Below are 19,569 nucleotides of genomic sequence, written 5' to 3'. Positions count from 1 at the left end.
ACCGGCTCGGCTACCGTAAACTGCCGACTTTCCCGGGTTACCGGGCAACTGTGAGGTGGTGTTGATGAGTCCTGACAGGGAGCATCCGCTGCTCGACGTCACGTCGACGTTCGATCTGCGATCGTTCGCCGAGTTTCGCGAGACGCGGAGCCGCGATTCCGCGACGAGTGGCATCGCGGCATCGCTACCGCCCGGTGCGGCGCTCCTGGCCATCCACCAGGGTCCCAACGCCGGCGCCCGGTTCCTGCTCGACACGGACCTGACGACGAGCGGCCGGCACCCCGACAGCGACATCTTCCTGGACGACGTGACCGTGTCCCGGCGGCACGGCGAGTTCCACCGCAACGGTGACACCTTCACCGTGCGTGACGCGGGCAGCCTCAACGGCACCTACGTCAACCGGGAACGGGTCGAATCGGCCACCCTCAACGACGGCGACGAGGTCCAGATCGGAAAGTTCCGGATGACCTTCATCGCCGCGCAGCGCCGCCCGCACCACGACGCCTGACCCCCGGACGCGACACTTCGACGGTCTTGCACCTGCCTGCCCACCCGTCGGGCGGCGGGTGCGGGACCGTCCGGCCGGGCGACCGTCCCACGGGGTGGTCGCCCGCCGGCCCGGAAAACGATCATGCTTGGATGAGGGCATGCCTACTCGAGGTGAGCGTGGCACGGATGACGGCGTCCGTGGATCCGGGGACCGCTTCGTCCCGGTCGACCGGCTGTCCGCCCTGGCCCGTGCGCTGCTGAGCGACGACCTCGGCGGCCGGGACGTCGTACCCGCCCGACTCGCCAGCCGGGTCACCGGGCAGGCCGACGAGTGGGCCGCCCACGGGTTCACCGAGGAGACCGTACGGCCCTGGCGCGAACTGTCTCCCGAGGCCGCCGGCTACCTGGCGAGCCGGGGCGTCGACCCGGCCGTGCTCACCCTGTCGGTGTCGCCCGGTGGGATCGGTCCGGTGCCGCTGGCCACCGCGATCGCCACCCACCAGATCCCGGTGCAGCGGGCCTACGAACTGCTGGTGCTGACCGGCGAACACCCGCGTACGCCGCTGACCGACGCGCCGGCCGCGGCACAGCCTCCGCCGCGGGCGGTCGCCCCGGTGGTCTTCTCACACGTGCCCGCCGACTCCGACACCTGCCGGTAGGCGCCGCTCCACTTTGGAGCTGTCAGCGTTGTCCACCGTCTGTGAGAGATGTAACGGGCGCATTGACCGGGGCCCCGGGCGGGCCGACCGTGGACGTCATGAGCGATCGCCCAGCGTCCGACGATGATCAGATCTCACCCGACCTCGCGCGCGTTCGCGACGAGGTGGCGTGTGAGCTGTACGCGCAACTCGGGCTGCGCGGAGAGACGATCGATCAGGCCGACGTCTGTGGGGTCGCCTACTCGGTGGCGGTCCGGCTCGGCGGGAGGTTCCGGATCGAAGAACGCCCCGGGCCCGACGCCGGCCCGGGCGACGACGACTCGCTGGGCCTGGACGGCGCGACCTTCCACGGTTCGGTCCTGCCCGGCGGGGACGGCCGGGGACCGTCGGAGCGGTATCCGGTTTTCGACCGGGCATGGCCGTCCCGCCCGTGACGGATTGCCCGGCGTCGCTTCCCGAAGCACCGACCAGGACATGATCGTCTGCTGCCGAACTGCACGAGGACGGCGTGTCGTACGGCTTCTCGACTGACGATCATGAGCTGCGGGCCCGGGTCTTGCCCGCCGGGGGCGCCCGTCAGTCGAAGGTGACGTGGGCGAAGGCGAACGGCTCGGCCAGGTCGGCGTGGCGGCGGTGCAACCCGTCGAGTTCGCGGGCCAGCGCCGACCGGGCGACGAGTTCGGGTTCCACTGTGGACAGGTTCTTGAGGCGTTCGCCGACCGCCATCACCGCCAGGTCGGCGGCGAACCGCCCCGGGTCGACGCCGCAGGAGAAGCCGTGCTGCCAGACCCGGACCCGTTCGAAGACCGACAGCCCGGCGCGCACCTCCACCCAGGCCCAGCCCTCGGCGGGTCCGTCGGTCCACCGTACGTGCAGGTCGCGGATGATCGGGTCGGTGAGCTGCCGGCCGGCGTACGCCTCGACGGCCGCCGCCCGGGCGAGCGCGCCCAGGTCGTTGACGTGCCCGGTCCGGCCGTCCGGCAGCCGGCCGAGGATGTCCCGGAAACCGGGCAGCCCTTCGGGCGGGTCACCGGCGGGATCGGCGGTGGCCCGCTGGAAGGCGCGGGCGTCGAGGACGTACTCGACGATCCGCCGGGCGACCGGCGGAAGCGCCGCCGACTCGAACCGCACCAGGCCGAACCCGGCCGCCGCGCACACGGTGCCGGTCATCCGGTCGGTCCGCGACGCGTCCGCCTCCCGCCGGCCGGGGTCCTCGAACCGGATACCGGCCAGCGCCGGGCCGCCGCCGGTCTCGTGTACGACGTAGTCGAGCCGGGTCCGCAGCGCCGACGACCACTGGTTGCCGGTGATGCCGGCCGGCCGGCGGTGCAGCACCGTGCTCAGCCGGCGGTCGACGTGCACCAGGTGGCCGCCGCGCTCGAAGGTGTCCGGGCCGGCCGGCGACCCGTCGGGGCGGCGGGTCACGGGCACCGGCCGCGTCTGCGTGGCGTCGGCGGACTTCACCATCTGTCCCCTGTCTTCGTGTGGTGCGTCGGCGGGCGGCGGCCCGCGCCCATGGTAGGACCCGGCCCGGAGCACGCGTCGGACCGGATGTCGCAGGGCGTCGTTACAGTGCGGCCCGACGATCAGGTGGCGGCAAGAGGGGGCAGCGGGTGCGTGACTTCGAGTTCGTCGACGGCGGTTCGGCGAAGTTCTGGCGGATCGACCGGAACGGCTCGTCGGTGACGGTCAGTTACGGCCGGCTCGGCACGGAGGGCCGTACCCAGGTCAAGCACCTGGGGTCGGAACAGGCCGCGATCGCGCACGCCGACCGGCTTGTCGCCGAGAAGGTCCGCAAGGGATACGTCGAGGCCGGCGGGACGCCATCCTCCCCCACCGCGCCGGTAGCGGCGGCGGCCGACGCCACCGAGGCGGCCCCGGCCGGGCCGGGCGACGCCGGAGCAGCCGACGCCGGCCCGGAGTCCCGGCCCGACGAGGACACCCTCGTCATCCCGGTCGCCTGGCGGCGCCGGATACACCCGCGCCGCGGCGGGCTGGCCAGCTCGACGACCGTCGACCGCAAGGCGGTCGGGGTGGCGGCAACCCTGTTCGAGAACCACCGGAAGCAGATCGAGCGGATGTTCGCCCGTACCGACGCCGACCCGGCACTGGTCGCCGAGGTCGAGCCGGTGCTGCGCGACGGCCTGCGGGCCGGGCTCGCCGACCCGGCCCTGACGGCGCGCGGCGCGGCCGCCGTCGCCGCCGCCGTCGCGAAGGCGGTGACCTGGTCCGACGAGGACAGGCTGCGGGCCTTCGCCGACGCGTGGACGGCCGTCCGCGGGACCACCTTCGCCGCCCGCGCCACCCTGGAGGTCTACGGGCTGGCGATCAGCCCGTCGTCGCGGCTGCTCCACATGAGGGACGTCCTGGTCCGCCCCATCACCGATGACGAGGCCAGGTCGGTGTGGAAGTGGCCGGCGGAGTCCATCACGGTACGGATGCGGAGCCTGCTCGCGGCGGCCACCGACGACGACTACCTCGAGGCGACCGCGGTGATCGCCGAATACCGGGACAAGCTGGTCGTGCAGCGGGTGACCACCTCCTACCTGGTGCCGACCCGCACCGACTGGGTCGACGAGGACCTCACCGGCACGGTCAACCGGTCGCGGCTGCTCTGGTCGCTGTACACGCGGGAGCAGTTCGAGACGTTCATCGCGAGCCACCTGCAGGGACACGGGGATCCCACCTTCGGCGACCTCGCCACCGTGCTGGAAGGGGTCGGGCCGGCGCCGGTCGCCACCTACATCGCCTGGTTCGGCGACCACATGGCCGCCGACGGCGAGAAGCGGCTCTACACGCTGCTGTCGACGCTGCCCACCGACGAGGCGTTCGCCACCCTGCTGGACCGCATCGACAACCGCTACGCGCAGCCGGCGCTCACCGAGGCGATGGTCCGGTTCCCGGTCCGCGCGCTGCGCCTGATGCCCGCCGCCGCCACCGGCCAGACGGCGAAGGCGAGGCTCGTCGCGGACCTGCTGCGGATGCACGTCTCCGGCAACCCCGAACTGGTCGCCGCGACGCTGCCCGACCTGCCGGAAGCCGACCGGGCCCACCTCGCCGCGCTCGCCGACGACACGGCGCGGGTCGCCGAGGCCCCCGCCGAACTGCTGCCGGAACTGCTGCGCAACCCGCCGTGGACGGCGCGGTCGACCGCCCGGCCGGTGGTGGTGACCGGGCTGACGCCGGTCGAGGAGGCGGCCGTCGCCTGGCGGCCGGGCGAGCGCGACGAGTGGCTGGCCACCCACTGCAACTGGATCGCGACGACACCCGCCAAGGGGAGCACCTGGGAACAGACCCGCGACGGCTACCTGGCCGGCAACCTCCGCCACCACCTGCGGGTCGGTCTGATGATCGGCGCCCCGGAGGAGATCGTCCGCCCCCTGCTGGCCGGCTGGCACCCCACGCACAACTGGGATGCCGCCGAGTGGGGCCGGGTCCTCGCCGGCCGGTACGAACTGGACGCGCTGCCGGCGATCATACGGATGGCCCCCACCGCCCCGACCGCCGTCGCGGAACTGCTCGCCCCGTACGCCAGCAGCGCCGCCGCCCCGCTGATCGCGCAGTGGCTGCAACGACTGAAGTCGGCCCGCCGACCGGCACTGGCCTGGCTGACCCGACACCCGGCGGCGGCGGCGCGCGCCCTGGTGCCCGACGCGCTCGGCAAGGCCGGACCCGTCCGGCGCAACGCCGAGGCCGCGCTGTGGGCGATCAATGCGGCCGGCCACGGGAAACAGGTGCTGGCGGCCGCCGGGACGTACGGCGAGCCGGCCCGGGCCGCGATCGCCACGCTGCTCGCCACCGACCCGCTGGCGGTCCTGCCGCCGAAGCTGCCGGTGGTGCCGGCCTGGGCGGACCCGATGATGCTGCCGCCGGTGCTGCTGCGCGACCGTCGGCACGCGCTGCCCCGTACGGCGGTCACCCACCTGATGATGACGCTGGCGCTGTCCCGGCCCGGTGAGACGTACGCCGGGGTCGACGTCGTACGCGACCTCTGCGACCCGGTGTCGCTGGCCGAGTTCGGCTGGGGGCTGTTCCAGCGCTGGCTGTCGGTCGGCGCCCCGGCAAAGGAGATCTGGGCGCTGGACGGGCTGGGGCTGATCGGCGACGACGACACCGTACGCCGGCTCACCCCGCTGATCCGGGCCTGGCCGGGCGAGGCGGCGCACGGCCGGGCGGTGTCCGGGCTGTCGGTGCTGGCGTCGATCGGCACCGACGTCGCCCTGATGCACCTGCACAGCATCGCCGAGAAGGTGAAGTTCAAGGGGCTGAAGGAACGGGCCGCCGAGAAGATCGCCGAGGTGGCCGAAGACCTGGGGCTGAGCCCGGAGGAACTGGCCGACCGGCTGGTGCCGGACCTCGGGCTCGACGCCGACGGCAGCCTCATCCTCGACTACGGGCCACGGCAGTTCGTCGTCGGCTTCGACGAGCAGCTCCGGCCGTACGTCGCCGACACCGCCGGGCACCGGCGCAAGGAGCTGCCGAAGCCGGGCGTACGCGACGACGAGTCGCTCGCCCCGGAGGCGTACAAGCGGTTCGCCGGCCTGAAGAAGGACGTCCGGACCATCGCCGCCGACCAGATCCGCCGGCTGGAACGGGCGATGGTCACCCAGCGGCGGTGGACCGGGGCCCAGTTCCGGGAGCTGTTCGTCGGGCATCCGCTGCTGTGGCACATCGTGCGCCGGCTGGTCTGGGCGATCTACGACGACGCCGGCACGGTCACCGGCTTCCGGGTGGCCGAGGACCGCACCCTGGCCGACGCCGACGACGAGACGCTGACCCTCGCCGACGACGCCTCGGTCGGCATCGTCCACCCGATGCACCTGGGCGAGGCGCTGCCGGCCTGGTCGGAGCTGTTCGCCGACTACGAGATCGTGCAGCCGTTCCCGCAGCTCGGCCGCGAGGTGCACCGGCTCACCGACGAGCAGGGCAAGGCCACCGAACTGGCCACCGTGGCCGGCATCACGGTCCCCACCACGGCCGTGCTCGCCCTCGAGCGGCGCGGCTGGAGCCGGGGCGAGCCGATGGACGGCGGCGTCCAGTGCTGGATGGAACGGCCCCTGCCCGGCAACCGCACGCTGGTGGTCGACCTCGACCCGGGCATCATCGTCGGGCTGGTCACCGAATGGAAGGAGCAGAAGCTCTCCGAGGTGTGGATCAACAACGCACCGCGCGGCGACTTCGGCCGCTGGCGCACGAAGGGGCTGCCGTTCGGCGTACTCGACCCGGTCACCGCCTCGGAGGTGCTGCGCGAACTGGCCGAACTGACCGCCGCCCAACCGTGACGGGGGTGTCGTGCGCAACCGGATCCGCCAGTTCGATGCTGGTGATCACACCGCCCGCCGCGCTCGCGGTGTCGTCAATCATGACCGGGTCGCGCTGTGTCATGGTGGGGCGTGACGTCACGTAAGACCCCCGCGCCCACCCCGGACGCCGACCGTCCGGGGCTGATCCGGCAGCTCCTGCGGGAGTTGCGCGGCTGGCGGCCGACGCTGGCCCGGCTGCGGCAGCTCGTCCGCAGCATGGTCACGTCGTTTCTCGTGCTGAGCGGCACGCTGTGGCTGATGCCGGGGGTCAACGTCAACGGCGTCGTCGCGATGCTGTGGCTGGTCGTGCTGGTGGCGGTGGTCGGCGCGCTGCTGCGGCCGCTGCTGCTGGCGCTGGCGACAATCCTCGGCGGGCTCGGCGCGCTGCTGGTCGGGGCGAGTGTGCAGACCATCGTCATGTACGTGGCGCTGCGGCTGGACCCGGCCTCGCACCTGTCCGGGCTGCCGGCCGCGTTCGCCGCGGCCTGGATCGCGGTCGCGCTCGCCGCGGTCGTCAACTGGTTCGCCGACGCCGGCACCGACGACGCGTTCACCGCCGAGGCGTTGCGGCTGATGGGCCGGGTACGGCGGGTCCGGGCCCGGTCCGGGCTGGCACCGGCCGGGCGGGGCGAGCCGGGCCTCGTGGTGGTGCAACTCGACGGGGTGCCGACGCCGCTGCTGCGGTGGGCGGTGCAGGCCGGCAACCTGCCCAACATCGGCCGGTGGCTGCGGTCGCGCAGCCACACCCTGACGAGTTGGCACACCGGGCTGCCGGCGACCACGCCGGCGGGCCAGGCCGGCATCCTGCACGGCGACGCCCGGTCGGTGCCGGCGTTCCGCTGGTACGAGAAGGACGCCGAACGGCTGATCGTCACCAACCGGCCGCGGGACGCGGCGGTGGTGGAGCGCCGGCTGTCGGACGGCAACGGCCTGCTGCGCGACGGCGGGGTGAGCATCAGCAACGTCTTCTCCGGCGACGCGCCGATCACGCTGTTCACGATCAGCCGGGCGGCGTTGCCGGGGCGCCGGACGCGTGGCTACGCGGCGTTCATGACCAGCCCGTACGGCTTCACCCGCGCGATCGTCCTCGGCTTCGGCCGGATGCTCAAGGAGGTGCACCAGGCCCGGATCCAGCGGCGCCGCGACATCCGGCCACGGGTGGGGCGGGCCGGCGCGTTCCTCGCGCTGCGACCGCTGACCGCCCTGCTGCGCGACCTCAACGTCACGCTGATCGCCGAGCAGATGGCCCGCGGCGCCCCGGTGATCTTCTGCGACTTCGTCGACTACGACGAGGTGGCGCACCACGCCGGCCCGGCCCGGCCGGAGGCCCTCGAGGCGCTGACCGAGCTGGACCAGATGCTCGGCATGCTGCAGCGGCTGGCGGTCGAGGCCGACCGTGACTACCACCTGGTGGTGCTGTCCGACCACGGGCAGAGCCAGGGCGCGACGTTCCAGCAGCGGTACGGCGAGACGCTCACCCAGCTCGTCGGCCGGCTGACCGGCACGCTGGCCACGCCCGAGCCGGCCCCGGAGCCCGCCGAGGGGCTGCCCGCACCGGACCGGCCGGTCCCGATCGCGCACACCGACCAGGCCGAGCCGGCGCCGGTGACCCGGTCGGCCCAGGTCGACCAGCCGGCGCCGGGCACGACCACGGACCGGCCGGTCGACGCGGACGCCGACCGGGCGGCCGTCGGGTCGGCGCCGCCGCCGCGGGCCGCCCGGCCGCGCCGACCGCGGCACCGGCCGGTCGGGCACCGGCTCGGGGACGGCCTGTGGGCGGGCCGCGCCGACCGGGAGCAGCCGCCGCGGGCCGCCGCGGCGACCGGCGCGGTCGAGACGTGGGGACCGGTCAACACGCTGCTCACCGAGCTCGCCGGCCAGCCGGGTGCGGGTGCGGCGGCGACCCGGGCGGCGATGCGGTCACGGACCACGGACCGGCAGGTGACGCTGGGCCCGGCCGGGGCGGAGACCCGTACGGCGGCCCGCCCGGAGACCGACTCGGTGGTGGTGGCGTCCGGCAACCTGGCGATGATCTACCTCCCCCACCGTCCGGGGCAGGTGGACCGGGCCGGGATCGAGGCGGCCCACCCCGGGCTGGTGGCCGGGCTGGCCGCCCATCCGGGCATCGGGCTGGTGGTCGTCGCCGACGGCGAGCGGGGGCCGGTGGCGGTCGGGCACCGGGGCGAGCACCGGTTGCGGGACGGCGTGGTCACCGGTGAGGACCCGCTGAAGGGCTACGGGCCGCGGGCCCGCGGCGATCTGCTGCGGCACCAGGAGGTCGACCATGTCGGCGACCTGGTGCTGATCAGCGCGATCGACCCCGGCACCGACGAGGTGGCGGCGTTCGAGGAGCTGGTCGGCAGTCATGGCGGGCTGGGCGGCTGGCAGACCGACGCGGTGCTGCTGCACCCGATCGGGTGGCGGATCGACGAGCCGGAGCTGGTCGGGCCGGACAGTGTCCACCGGCAGCTCGTCGGCTGGCTGGAACAGCTCGGGCTGCGCGAGCGGTCAGTGCCCGCGGCGGGTCTGCGCGAGGCTGATCAACTGGGTGACGAGCAGCACCACGATCACCGCGACGAGGACGCTCTGCCACGGTTTCGGGAAGATCGCGCCGCCGAAGACGCCGATACTGGCGTACACCGCTGACCACAGCAGGCAGGCGGGGGCGTTGGCCAGCGCGAACCGCCGCCAGTCGAGGCCGGTCACGGCGATGGTGAGCAGCACCGGGATGCGCCCGCCGGGCAGCAGCCGGGAGACCAGCAGCACCGGGATCTCCCGCTCGTGCAGCCGCTCGGCGAGTTCGTCGAGCCGGTGGCCGGCGCGCAGCCACCGTACCCGGCGGGCGAACTGTTCCCCGCCCCAGCGGCAGACGACGTAGGTGACCGCGTCGCCGGCGTACGCGCCGACGGCGCCGGTCAGCACGACGACGACAGTGGTCAGCGGGTGCTCGTGGAAGGCGAGCGCGGCGGCGGCGCTGACCGCCGCGCCGGTCGGCACGACCGGTATGACCGCGCCGAACGCCACCACCGCGAGCAGCCAGGGCAGCCCGTAGAGAACATCGGTCACGTGGGCGGGTCCAGGGTCAGGCTGGCGCCGGGTACGAGTTCGGTGACGCTGGTGCCGGGGGCGGTCGCGGCGGCGTGGCGGGTGAACCGGGCACCGGGCTCGTGGAACATGTACGGCCGTACCCGGGTCATGCCGACCGGCCAGAACGTGCCGAAGTGGATGGGTACGGCATGCCGGGGCGCGGCCCGCCGGACGGCCTCGGCGGCGGTGACCGGGTCGAGGTGGCCGTGGCCGAGGGTCGGCCCCCAGCCGCCGACCGGGATCAGGGCGAGGTCGAGCGGGCCGAGTTCGGTCATCTCGTCGAACAGGCCGGTGTCACCGGCGAACCAGGTGTCGGCGGCGCCGTGCACGGTGTAGCCGACGGCCAGCGCCCGGTGCCGGGACCACGGGCCACGGCCGCCGTGGTGGGCGGCGGGTACGGCCCGGACGCGCAGGGCGTCGACGGTGGTCTCCTCGCCGGGGGCGAGTTCGACGTGGCGGACGTCGGCGCCGAGCGCCCGGCGCAGGAAGGTGCCGGCGCCGGCCGGCACGACGATCGTGACGTGCGGCGGCATGCGGCGCAGCGACGGCAGGTCGAGGTGGTCGGCGTGCAGGTGCGAGACGAGTACGGCGTCGGGCGCGCCGGGCAGCCGGGGGGTCGGGCCGCGCATCCGGCGCAGGTGTGCGACCCGGTTGCCGAGCACCGGGTCGGTCAGCACGCGTACGCCGGAGTCCTCGATCCAGACCGTGCTGTGGCCCCACCAGGTGACGTGGACGCTGGTTGTCACTCCGACACCGTACGGGTCTCCGCCCGCTTGCGTTGATCAAGGGCTAATCGTGGGGGTTTTGTCGCAATCCACCCGCGACGAGTCCTCGATCGACGAGTCGGGGGTGGGGTGGACGGGGGCAGGGGCGGGGTGGGTGCTCCAGGCTCGGGCCAGGGCGGCGCAGACGATCAGCTGGATCTGGTGGAAGAGCATCATCGGCAGCAGGAGCAGCCCGAGGCTCGCCCCGCCGAACAGCACGGTGGCCATCGGCAGGCCGGTGGCCAGACTCTTCTTCGAGCCGCAGAAGACGATGGTGACCCGGTCCTCGCGGGAGAAGCGGAACAGCCGGGCGACGCCGTACGCCAGGCCCAGCACGATGGCGAGCAGTGCGGTGACGACGAGCAGCAGGCCGGCCAGCCGGCCGGGCGAGACCTGTTGCCAGACACCGGCGACGACCCCGGCGCTGAACGCGGTGTAGACCACCAGCAGGATCGAGGAGCGGTCGACGATGCCGGTCAACCGCTTGTGCCGGCCGAGCCAGTCGGCGGTCCAGCGCCGCGAGAACTGTCCGGCGGCGAAGGGCACGAGCAGTTGCAGTACGACCGCGCCGATGGCGCCGCCGGTCAGCGAGACGCCGCCGGTGCCGGTGAGCAGGGCGGCGGCCAGCAGCGGGGTGATCCCGATCCCGGCGAGGTTGGAGAACGACGCGCTGAACACGGCGGCGGGTACGTTGCCGCGGGCCATCGAGGTGAACGCGATCGAGGACTGGACGGTGGACGGTACGGCGCACAGGAACAGCAGCCCGAGGTGCAGGTCGTTGGTGAGCAGGGTGGGTACGAGCAGGCCGGCGGCGATGCCGAGCAGCGGGAAGACGGCGAAGGTCAGCAGCAGTACGACGATGTGCAGCCGCCAGTGGCGGGCACCGGCGAGGGCGGCCCGGGGCTCGATGCGGGCACCGTGCAGGAAGAAGAGCACGGCGATCCCGATCTTGGCGATCGTGCCGGCGACGTCGGCGGCGGTGCCGCGTACGGGCAGCAGGGTCGCCACCACGACGAGGGCGAGCATCGCGCCGATGAACGGGTCGATGACGAGCCACCGTGGCCACCGCACTGCGCGCATCCCCTCTCCTCGGGTCGGCGCCGGTGGCGTACCAACCCTGGTCGTCACGGCCCCGACCTGCTCCTTCGCGGATCGGCACCTATTCTGCGGCCGGCGATGGTGATCGGAAAAGGCGATCAGCCAACTGACTGTCATCACGTGGTGCGATAACCTTCGGCTGATGTACGACGCCGTGCAGTTGCGCAGTTTCCTCGCCGTGGCCCAGGCCCTGAGCTTCACCCGGGCCGCCGAGCGGCTCGGCGTACGCCAGTCGACGGTCAGCCAACACGTCCGCAAGCTGGAGCGGGAGGTGGGCCGGCCGCTGTTCGCCCGGGACACCCACGCGGTCGACCTGACCGTCGACGGCGAGGCACTGGTCGGCTTCGCCCGCGACATCCTGGAAGCCCAGGACCGGGCCCGCCGGCACTTCGCGACCCAGCCGGTACGCGGGCGGCTGCGGCTCGGGGTCTCCGACGACCTGGTCGCGACCCACCTGCCGCAGGTGCTGCGCGACTTCCGGCGCAGCCATCCGCTGGTCGACCTGGCCCTGACCGTCGACCTGAGCGGCTCGCTGCACCAGCGGCTCGACGCCGGTGAACTCGATCTGTTGTTCGCCAAGCGGCTCGCCGGGCAGTCCCGCGGCCGGCTGGTGTGGCGGGACCGGCTGGTCTGGGTCGGCGCGCCGGGGCTGCGGCTGGACCCCGACGAACCGGTCCCGCTGGTGGCCTATCCCCCGCCGAGCATCTCCCGGGCGCAGGCCCTGGCCGCGCTGAGTGGCGCCGGCCGGAGCTGGCGGTTCGCCTGCGTGAGCGGCAGCCTGGGCGGGCTGGTCGCGGCGGCCGGCGCCGGGCTCGGGGTGCTGGCCCACTCCCGGGGCCTCGTCCCGCCCGGCCTTGCGCCGATGCCCGCCGGCCACCGCCTGCCGCCGCTGGGCGAGGTCGAGGTGATCCTGCTGCACCGGGCCGGCCCGCCGACCCCGTCGGTGGCGGCACTGTCGGCGGCGGTTCTCGGCGTGGCCGGACCGGACCCGGCCGGCGCCGCCGGGCCGGGCTGAGCCGGCACCGCCCACCGGCCGGGCCGGCACCGCACTCACGGGCCGAGCCGGCACCGCCCGCGACCGGACCGAGCCGGCGAACGCCGCTACTCGAAGTTCCGGCCGACCAGGTCGAGGGCCTGCTCCATCACCTCGGCCAGGGGACGGGCCCCCTGGCCCTCCAGCCACGTCTCGACGGCGATCCGCTGTGCCGACAGGAACGCGGCCACCATCAGCCGGGCGGCGAGCGGGTCACCGGTGCGCCGGCTGATCTCCTGGGCGAGTTCGCGTTCGGTGTTGGCGTGTACGGCCATCTGCTGGGCCCGCAGCGACGGGTGCAGGCGGATCAGCCGGGTCTGGGCGGCCCACCACGGATCGAGTTCGTCCCAGTCGGCGTAGCGCGAGGCCGCGACCTGGCGCAGCGCCTGCCACGCCGTCTCGTGCTCGGGGCGGGACCGGGCCTCGTCGAGTAGCCGGCGCACCCGGACGCGGTCCTCGTAGAGGAGCGCGTCCTCCTTGTTCGCGAAGTAGTTGGAAAACGTGCGCCTCGACACGTTGGCCTCGTCGGCGATCGCCTCGACGGTGACCTCGGACAGCCCGTGCGCGATCGCCAGCCGCATCGCCGCCTGGTGCAGCGCCAGGCTGGTCGCGGCCTTCTTCCGGTCGCGCAGCCCCTGGCCGTCGGGGCCGGCGGGGGCGTCGCACGCCTGCCGCGGCCGTCCGGCGTCGTTCGCGATCTGCCCGGTCTCCACGGCGTGCACGATACCCACCTTCCCTGAAAGCTGCCCACTGAGCAACTTTGCGCATTGGGCAAGATCGTGGCAACCTTGTTCCGACCGCCACGACCCGTTATGGAGGCAGCGCGGATGAGCGCCAGTTCCACCGCCGCCACACCCGTCATCGCACCGCCCGCCGCACCGCCACCACCGGCTCCCGCGATGACCCACCGGCAGATCCTCGAATCGCTCAGCGGCCTGCTGCTGGTGCTGTTCGTGGCGATGCTCAGCGGCACCGTCGTCTCCACCGCGCTGCCCCTGATCATCGGCACGCTCAACGGCACCCAGACCCAGTTCACCTGGGTGGTCACCGCGACCCTGCTCACCGCCACCGCCACCACGCCGATCTGGGGCAAGCTCGCCGACCTGTTCGACAAGAAGAAGGTCGTCCAGGTCGCCATCGTGCTGTTCGTCGTCGGATCGCTGGTCAGCGGACTCGCCCAGACGGCCGGTCAGCTCATCGCCGCACGCGCGTTCCAGGGCATCGGCGTCGGCGGCCTCCAGGCCCTGGTACAGATCGTCATCGCCGCGATGATCCCGCCCCGCGAGCGCGGCCGCTACAACGGCTACGTCGGCGCGGTCGTGGCCGTCGCCACCGTCGGCGGCCCGCTGCTCGGCGGCCTGATCGTCGACGTCTCCTGGCTCGGCTGGCGGTGGTGCTTCTTCGCCGGCATCCCGGTGGCGGTCCTGGCGTTCGCGGTCCTGCACAAGACGCTGCGGCTGCCACACGTACCCCGGGCCGGCGTCCGCATCGACTACCTGGGCGCCGGGCTCATCGCCGCCGGGGTCAGCCTGCTGCTCATCTGGGTGTCGTTCGTCGGCGGGCCGTTCGCGTGGCTGTCCTGGCAGAGCGCGGCGATGGTCGGTGGCGGGCTGGCCATCCTCGCCGGGGCCGTACAGGTCGAACGGCGGGCCGTCGAGCCGGTCGTGCCACTTTCCATCATCCGTCGCCGCGACACCCTGCTGGCGATCGTCGCCAGCACCGCGGTCGGCATGGCGATGTTCGGTGGCGCCGTCTTCATCGGCCAGTACTTCCAGACCGGCCGGGGCTACGGGCCCACCGAGGCCGGCCTGCTGACCATCCCGATGATGGCCGGCGTGCTCGTCTCGTCGACGGTCAGCGGATCACTGATCAGCCGGAGCGGCCGGATCAAGCCGTACATCGTGACCGGCACCGTCGTGCTGGTCGGCGGGTTCGCCACGCTGGCGGTCATCGACCACGAGACACCGCTGTGGTTCGTCGGCGTCGGGCTGGCACTGGTCGGCATCGGGGTCGGCATGACCATGCAGAACCTGGTGCTGGCGGTGCAGAACACCGTGCCGCTGCGCGAACTCGGCGCGGCCAGCTCCGCGGTGGCGTTCTTCCGCTCGCTGGGCGGCACGGTCGGCGTCTCGGTGCTCGGCGCGGTGCTGGCCAACCGGGTCACCGCCAACATCGGCGGCGGCCTGACCGGCGCCGGCGCCGACACCAGCAGCCTCAACACGACCGCGCTGCCGGAATCCGCCCGCGAGGTGGTCCAGGCCGCCTACGGCGACGCCACCGGGCTGATCTTCGCCATCAGCGCCGGCATCGCCGTCGTCGGGGTGGGCGCCGCGCTGCTGCTCAAGCCGGTCCGGTTGCGTACCAGCCTCGACCTGACCGCTCCGGTCGCCACCGACGCGGTCACGCCGCCGGCGCCCGCCGTACCCGGCAAGTCCGCGGCACCGGTCACGGCCGGCACCCCACGCGAAAGCGCGCGGCACACCCGCTGCTGACCGTCGCCGGGTCCGGGGTCGACGACCCCGGACCCGGCGGGTCGGTCACTACTCGGCGGTGGCGGTGGCCGCCGCCGCGGCCTGCTCCTCGCGGCGCCGCAGGGTGCGGATCCACGCCTGCGCCGTGTGCCGGGGCACGTTGTAGTGGTCGGCGATCGCACCGGCGCTGCCGGCCTGCTGCAACACGAGCGCCAGATCCTCCGGCGAGCGGCGGTAGTTGCGCCCGCTGGCGGCCGGCGCGGCCTTCTTCGCCTTGGCCCGACCGGCCTTCGGCGTCGCCGCCCGGCCGGCCTTGTCCGCCTCCTCGGCGGTGTCCGCCGCCTTCTTGCCGGCCTTCCGGGTACGCGCGGCCGGGGCCGCCTTCTTCGTCGCCCGGCGGGCGGCGGGTGCCTTGCGCGGCCGCGGCACCGGAGCACCGGCGACGTCGGCCACCGGCCCGGCCGGCGGCTCCTCGACCGCTTCGACCACGGCTTCGACCTCGGCGTCCACCTCGACCGGGGCCGGCGCCTCGGGCACCGGCTCCACGGCCGGCTCCGCGGCGATCGTCGCGGCGGCGGGCGTGATCGCGGTGGTCGCCGCCGACGGGTTCACCGCGCGCAGCAGCAGGTCGAGGTCGACGGCGGGAAGCTGGTTGGCGGTCAGCCCAGCCCCCTCCGACGGCCGGACCAGCAGCTCGGTGATGCGCGCGGCGCCGCCTGTGACGTCGATGCGAAGTGTCGTGGTCGCCTGGGACGTGTCGTCCGGGGCGATGGTGATGGTGTAGGAACTCACCGCAATCAGATCCTCCGTTGAGTCTGCATGAGGTGACCGCGGGCTCCGGCCGAGCCGACGGTCACCGGAAAAAGCCTTTGACATAAGTGCCGGCGGACAAATTACCGTCGCCCGGTCAGCCCTGACCAGCACCGACGTCGGTAACCTGTGCCACCGGGGCGAGTGGCGCCCCGGCCGCGGACCCTGTCGCACCCCCGAATGGTGACAGTTACTCTACGTTGGACCCCCAACGCCCGCAGCCGGACCCACCAACTCGCCGGATCGAACCCGGGTGACACCGCGCCGACCGCGACCGTCCCGGCGGCCCGGACGTCGACCGGGGCCGTTCCATGGTCGTGGTCCTGACCCAACCCGACGCGCTCGCCATGGATCTCGGCGAGGTGGCCCGGCCGAACAGCCATCCGCCGCAGAGTGCGCACCGAACCCCGGGTGCGACCACTGTGGAACGTGATGGGGGCGGCCACGCTGCCGCACGCCACCCAAAGCGTCGAAACGCGCCCGCTCATGGTTGCGCATTCCGGCCTTCACGATCGCCACACCGCCGGCACTCGACCGGAGACAGCAATCACCTCCCGCCGGCGCCATGTCCCGGACTGCGGTCGGATATTCCTCCGCCCCGACCCGCAGGTGCCCAGGGGCGGATCCGGTCAGTTCGTCGGCTCGGACCAGGGCAGGTGCCGGGTATACCGGGACGCCCGGCCCGCCACCCCGCTGACCTCGCCGGCCGCCACCGCCCGGACGCGCCACGCCGTGGGCGATCCACGCTGATGTGATAAGGATCGCACCTTTTAGCCGCTCTGACCGTCCCGTCGTCCCACCCATCGACCACCGACGCTGCCGTGAGCGCCAGATTGGCCACCTCCCCGACCCGCCACGACCCGTCGCGCCCCCTGCCCGACCACCTCATCGGTGACGACATAGCCGCAGGTCAGCGGCTTGTGGCCGGGATGCCGACGGCCCCCGTACGCTGGATCGTCGTGCCCCGTCCCGCCGTCCGCCGCCCCGGTCGACAGCGAGCCGAACGGGGCCGCCTGTCAAACCGGCCGCCGTCGCGCGCCGGGCGGCCACTCCCGCGCCCTGGCAGGCTGCTCCGCGAAAAGAGGCAGTGGAGGAGGCACCGATGACCTCGTCACCAGACGCGACAGCCGTGGCATCCCCCGGCGAGAAGGCCGAGGCCCACCGGTCGCCGGTGGCACGCGGCCGCGACCGCTACCTCGACCTGTGGCGGGCGGCCGCGCTGGTACGGGTGGTCTACTACCACATCTTCGGCGGCGCCTGGCTGACCCTGTTGTTCCCGGCGATGGGCCTGATGTTCACCCTCGGCGGCTCCCTCATGGCCCGGTCCCTGGACCGGGGCGGCCGGCGGGCGGTCGGTGCCCGGCTGCGCCGGTTGCTGCCGCCGATCTGGGCGTTCGGGGTGGTCGCCGTCGGCCTGCTGGTGTACGCCGGCTGGCGTACCCCGCCGCCGACCACGCTCGGCTGGGCCGACCTGGTCTGGTGGCTGTTCCCGGCCCGGGTGCCGCCGGTCGGCGGCGACGCGTGGGCCTGGACCTTCGTCGCCGTGCTCTGGTACATCACGACGTACCTGTGGCTGGTGCTGCTGTCGCCGGCCCTGCTGGCGCTCTTCCGCCGCTGGCCGTGGCCGAGTCTGGCGGGCGCCGTCCTGCTGCCGGTCGCGATGCTGTTCGACGTGGTGACCATCGGCGGCTACTTCGCCGAGCAGGCCGACCATGTCAGCGCCTACCTCGCGCTGTGGATGCTCGGTTTCGCCCACCACGACGGTCTGCTGCGCCGGATCCCGGCCCGCCGGTACGCGATGGGGGTCGGGGTGCTCGCCGTGGCCGGCGCCGGCTGGGTCTGTGTCGCCGCGCTGACCACGACCGGCACGTTCGACCTCAACCGCATCCCGGCCGGCAAGACGCTGTGGTCGATCGCGTTCGTCGCCACCGTGCTGCGGTTCCGGCCCCGGCTGGAATGGCTCGAACGGATCAAGCCGCTGGACCGGGTGGTGGACCTGCTCAACGGCCGGGCCGTCACGATCTACCTGTGGCACATGCCGGCCGCCCTGCTGGCCGCGCTCCTGTTCACCCCGAGCGGTTTCGAGCCGGGTGTGACCGAGATCGTGCTGCGGCTGGCGCTCGTCTGGCTGCTGATCGGGATCGCGGTCGTCCTGTTCGGCTGGGTGGAGGACCTGGCCGCCCGGCGGCGTCCCGTACTGCTGCCCCGCCCCTCGGCGCCGCGCGGCGCCGGGACGCCCGGCACCGGGACGCCCGCCGTCGGGACACCGGCCGCCGGGGCACCCGCCGCGGAGGTGCCGTTCGTCGCGCCGCCGGTCGGGCGTACCGCCCTGGCCGGGCCGGTCCCGGCCGAACCACCGGTCGCGGCGGTGCCGGGGGCGCGCCCCGCCGTACGCTGGAACCGGATCATGGTCGCCTCGGTGGCGGCCGTGTCGGTCGGGCTGGCGGTCGCGGCGGCCAGGGTCGTACCCGGGCCGGTGGGCAACGAGCAGATCCAGGCCGAGAACGCCCGCTACCTGTCGGACATGCTGCTGGTCGTCGACGGCACACCGGCCGTCGACCAGCCCGAACCGGAGCCGCGTACCCGCCCCGGTGCGGTCGACGTCGACGGTGCCACCTATCCCAACGCGGTCGTGGTGGCCGCGCCGAGCCGGCTGCGGGTCACCCCGCCGGCCGGGTGCGAGCAGTTGCGGGCGGTGATCGCGGTCGCCGAGGCGGACGCCGACGACGTCGAGGTCACCTTCACGGTGCACGCCGACGGGCAGGCCGTCTACGGGTCGGGGCCACGCACCCGGGTCGACACCGCCGAACAGATCGACATCGGCATCCCCGCCGCCACCGTCGTCGACCTGGTGGCGACCAGCGCGACCGGCAGCGCCTCGGCGATCTGGGCCGACGCCCGCTTCGTCTGCCCGTCCTGACCGTCGCCGGCCCGTGTCGACCGGGTACGCCGACGTCCCGGCGCCTCGGGTCGGGGCGCCGGGACGTACGGGTTCAGCGGGTCAGCACCAGCCGCTGGTGGCCAGGGCGCTGCGGAACGTGCCGGCGGCGGCCCGCAGGGTGAAGCCGCAGTCGCTGGCACCGATGCCGGGCACCGTGACGGTCCGCTCGCCGGTGCCCGCGTGCGGCTGCAGGGTGACGGTCCGGGTGCTGTAGTAGGCGTACGGGATGTTCACGCCGAGCCGCGGGTCCCAGCGGTTGCCCCAGTGCTGCGTCTTGACGGTCAGCTCCCACGAGGTCTCCTCGACCGAGTTGTCGGTGAAGGCGAACTGGGCGGTGCCGTCGGCGTTGCGGGAGACGGTGCGCAGGTTGGTCGGGGCGGCCAGCGTCGCGGTGTACGTCTTGCAGCCGAGCTGCGGGTTGCCCGGGTGGCTGGCGCCGGACGGGACCACGCTGATCGCGTACGCGCACACCTGGTGGGTGCCGAGCCCGGCCGGGATGGTGGCGTCGTAGCCGCGGTAGGCGCCGTACGCCGGGTAGACCTGCGCCACGTCGGGCCGGTAGGTGTTGGCGGTCAGCGTCTGCTTGAACACGCCGTCGATGTAGATGTCGACCAGCAGCGGGCTGCTGCCGCTGTCGGCGTCGTACGCCCAGCCGCCGACCCGGACGGCGTTGCCGACGTAGGTCACGCCGTCGAGCGAGCCACGGGCCGCGCTGTCCCGCACGGTGGGCTCGGGCTCGTACCCGGGGTCGCAGGCCGGCGGCGGTATCGGCCGGTCACAGTAGGGATCGGCCTGGGCCGGGGCGGCCAGTGCGGCGCCGAAGGCCACGGCCATGGTGACGACGGCGGTACGCGCCAGCAGTCGCTTCATCGTTCTTCCTCTCAGTTCTGCCCACCCGTTTCGGTGGCAGGGGA

Annotated in this window: 14 protein-coding genes and 1 pseudogene; 8 read left to right on the top strand and 7 right to left on the bottom strand. The window is 73.7% G+C overall.

Going from position 1 to position 19,569, the window contains the following annotated elements; translation table 11 throughout:
- Nucleotides 1–61: 61 nt before the first annotated feature.
- The 3 genes from AB0I42_RS06385 to AB0I42_RS06375 all read left to right on the top strand — a co-directional run bounded on the left by AB0I42_RS06385 (nucleotide 62) and on the right by AB0I42_RS06375 (nucleotide 1,582).
- A complete protein-coding gene (locus tag AB0I42_RS06385) occupies nucleotides 62–508 on the top strand; it encodes an FHA domain-containing protein (RefSeq protein ID WP_357534870.1) in 447 nt (148 codons plus the stop codon).
- A 139-nt stretch (nucleotides 509–647) separates the two neighbouring features.
- Nucleotides 648–1,148 carry a hypothetical protein gene (locus tag AB0I42_RS06380; protein ID WP_357534728.1) on the top strand — a complete coding sequence of 167 codons (501 nt, stop codon included), beginning with the start codon at nucleotides 648–650 and terminating at the stop codon, nucleotides 1,146–1,148.
- 98 nt (nucleotides 1,149–1,246) lie between these two features.
- The gene (locus AB0I42_RS06375) at nucleotides 1,247–1,582 is read left to right on the top strand and encodes a hypothetical protein (protein ID WP_357534726.1); all 336 of its coding nucleotides are present in this window, start codon (nucleotides 1,247–1,249) and stop codon (nucleotides 1,580–1,582) included.
- Between the two features lie 142 nt (nucleotides 1,583–1,724).
- On the opposite strand, the gene AB0I42_RS06370 is transcribed toward AB0I42_RS06375, so the two are convergent.
- Nucleotides 1,725–2,615 (bottom strand): hypothetical protein, encoded by an 891-nt coding sequence (locus AB0I42_RS06370; RefSeq protein ID WP_357534724.1) that lies wholly within the window; start codon nucleotides 2,613–2,615, stop codon nucleotides 1,725–1,727.
- Nucleotides 2,616–2,761: 146 nt separating this feature from the next.
- On the opposite strand from AB0I42_RS06370, the gene AB0I42_RS06365 reads away from it, so the two are divergent.
- Together AB0I42_RS06365 and AB0I42_RS06360 are read left to right on the top strand one after the other, a co-directional pair.
- Nucleotides 2,762–6,430 (top strand): DUF4132 domain-containing protein, encoded by a 3,669-nt coding sequence (locus AB0I42_RS06365; protein ID WP_357534723.1) that lies wholly within the window; start codon nucleotides 2,762–2,764, stop codon nucleotides 6,428–6,430.
- A gap of 111 nt (nucleotides 6,431–6,541) precedes the next feature.
- The gene (locus tag AB0I42_RS06360) at nucleotides 6,542–9,097 is read left to right on the top strand and encodes an alkaline phosphatase family protein (protein WP_357534721.1); all 2,556 of its coding nucleotides are present in this window, start codon (nucleotides 6,542–6,544) and stop codon (nucleotides 9,095–9,097) included.
- Between the two features lie 33 nt (nucleotides 9,098–9,130).
- On the opposite strand, the pseudogene AB0I42_RS06355 reads toward AB0I42_RS06360, so the two are convergent.
- The 3 genes and pseudogenes from AB0I42_RS06355 to AB0I42_RS06345 form a co-directional block, all read right to left on the bottom strand.
- Nucleotides 9,131–9,448, bottom strand: a pseudogene (locus tag AB0I42_RS06355) (VTT domain-containing protein); the annotation flags it as partial.
- A 65-nt stretch (nucleotides 9,449–9,513) separates the two neighbouring features.
- Nucleotides 9,514–10,284 carry an MBL fold metallo-hydrolase gene (locus AB0I42_RS06350; protein ID WP_357534720.1) on the bottom strand — a complete coding sequence of 257 codons (771 nt, stop codon included), beginning with the start codon at nucleotides 10,282–10,284 and terminating at the stop codon, nucleotides 9,514–9,516.
- Nucleotides 10,285–10,320: 36 nt separating this feature from the next.
- Nucleotides 10,321–11,382, bottom strand: coding sequence for a bile acid:sodium symporter family protein (locus AB0I42_RS06345; RefSeq protein ID WP_357534718.1), 1,062 nt, complete (start codon nucleotides 11,380–11,382; stop codon nucleotides 10,321–10,323).
- Nucleotides 11,383–11,542: 160 nt separating this feature from the next.
- On the opposite strand from AB0I42_RS06345, the gene AB0I42_RS06340 reads away from it, so the two are divergent.
- Nucleotides 11,543–12,415, top strand: coding sequence for a LysR family transcriptional regulator (locus AB0I42_RS06340; protein ID WP_357534716.1), 873 nt, complete (start codon nucleotides 11,543–11,545; stop codon nucleotides 12,413–12,415).
- Between the two features lie 86 nt (nucleotides 12,416–12,501).
- Here the strand turns inward: AB0I42_RS06340 and AB0I42_RS06335 are convergent, their stop codons facing one another.
- Nucleotides 12,502–13,155, bottom strand: a complete 654-nt coding sequence (locus AB0I42_RS06335; RefSeq protein WP_357534714.1) for a TetR family transcriptional regulator — start codon at nucleotides 13,153–13,155, stop codon at nucleotides 12,502–12,504.
- A gap of 177 nt (nucleotides 13,156–13,332) precedes the next feature.
- On the opposite strand from AB0I42_RS06335, the gene AB0I42_RS06330 reads away from it, so the two are divergent.
- Nucleotides 13,333–14,925 carry an MFS transporter gene (locus AB0I42_RS06330; RefSeq protein WP_357534868.1) on the top strand — a complete coding sequence of 531 codons (1,593 nt, stop codon included), beginning with the start codon at nucleotides 13,333–13,335 and terminating at the stop codon, nucleotides 14,923–14,925.
- A 48-nt stretch (nucleotides 14,926–14,973) separates the two neighbouring features.
- Here AB0I42_RS06330 and AB0I42_RS06325 read toward each other — a convergent pair whose 3' ends face one another.
- Nucleotides 14,974–15,696: a hypothetical protein gene (locus AB0I42_RS06325; RefSeq protein WP_357534713.1), complete on the bottom strand. Its 723-nt coding sequence runs from the start codon at nucleotides 15,694–15,696 to the stop codon at nucleotides 14,974–14,976.
- Between the two features lie 1,120 nt (nucleotides 15,697–16,816).
- Here AB0I42_RS06325 and AB0I42_RS06320 point away from each other — a divergent pair.
- Nucleotides 16,817–18,634, top strand: a complete 1,818-nt coding sequence (locus tag AB0I42_RS06320; RefSeq protein WP_357534711.1) for an acyltransferase family protein — start codon at nucleotides 16,817–16,819, stop codon at nucleotides 18,632–18,634.
- 81 nt (nucleotides 18,635–18,715) lie between these two features.
- Here the strand turns inward: AB0I42_RS06320 and AB0I42_RS06315 are convergent, their stop codons facing one another.
- The gene (locus AB0I42_RS06315; RefSeq protein WP_357534710.1) at nucleotides 18,716–19,525 is read right to left on the bottom strand and encodes a hypothetical protein; all 810 of its coding nucleotides are present in this window, start codon (nucleotides 19,523–19,525) and stop codon (nucleotides 18,716–18,718) included.
- Nucleotides 19,526–19,569: the final 44 nt, after the last annotated feature.

Origin of the sequence: Polymorphospora sp. NPDC050346 (assembly GCF_040655695.1) — a bacterium.
Taxonomy (GTDB): Bacteria; Actinomycetota; Actinomycetes; order Mycobacteriales; family Micromonosporaceae; genus Polymorphospora; species Polymorphospora lycopeni.
This window is presented reverse-complemented; position numbering and strand designations above follow the sequence as displayed.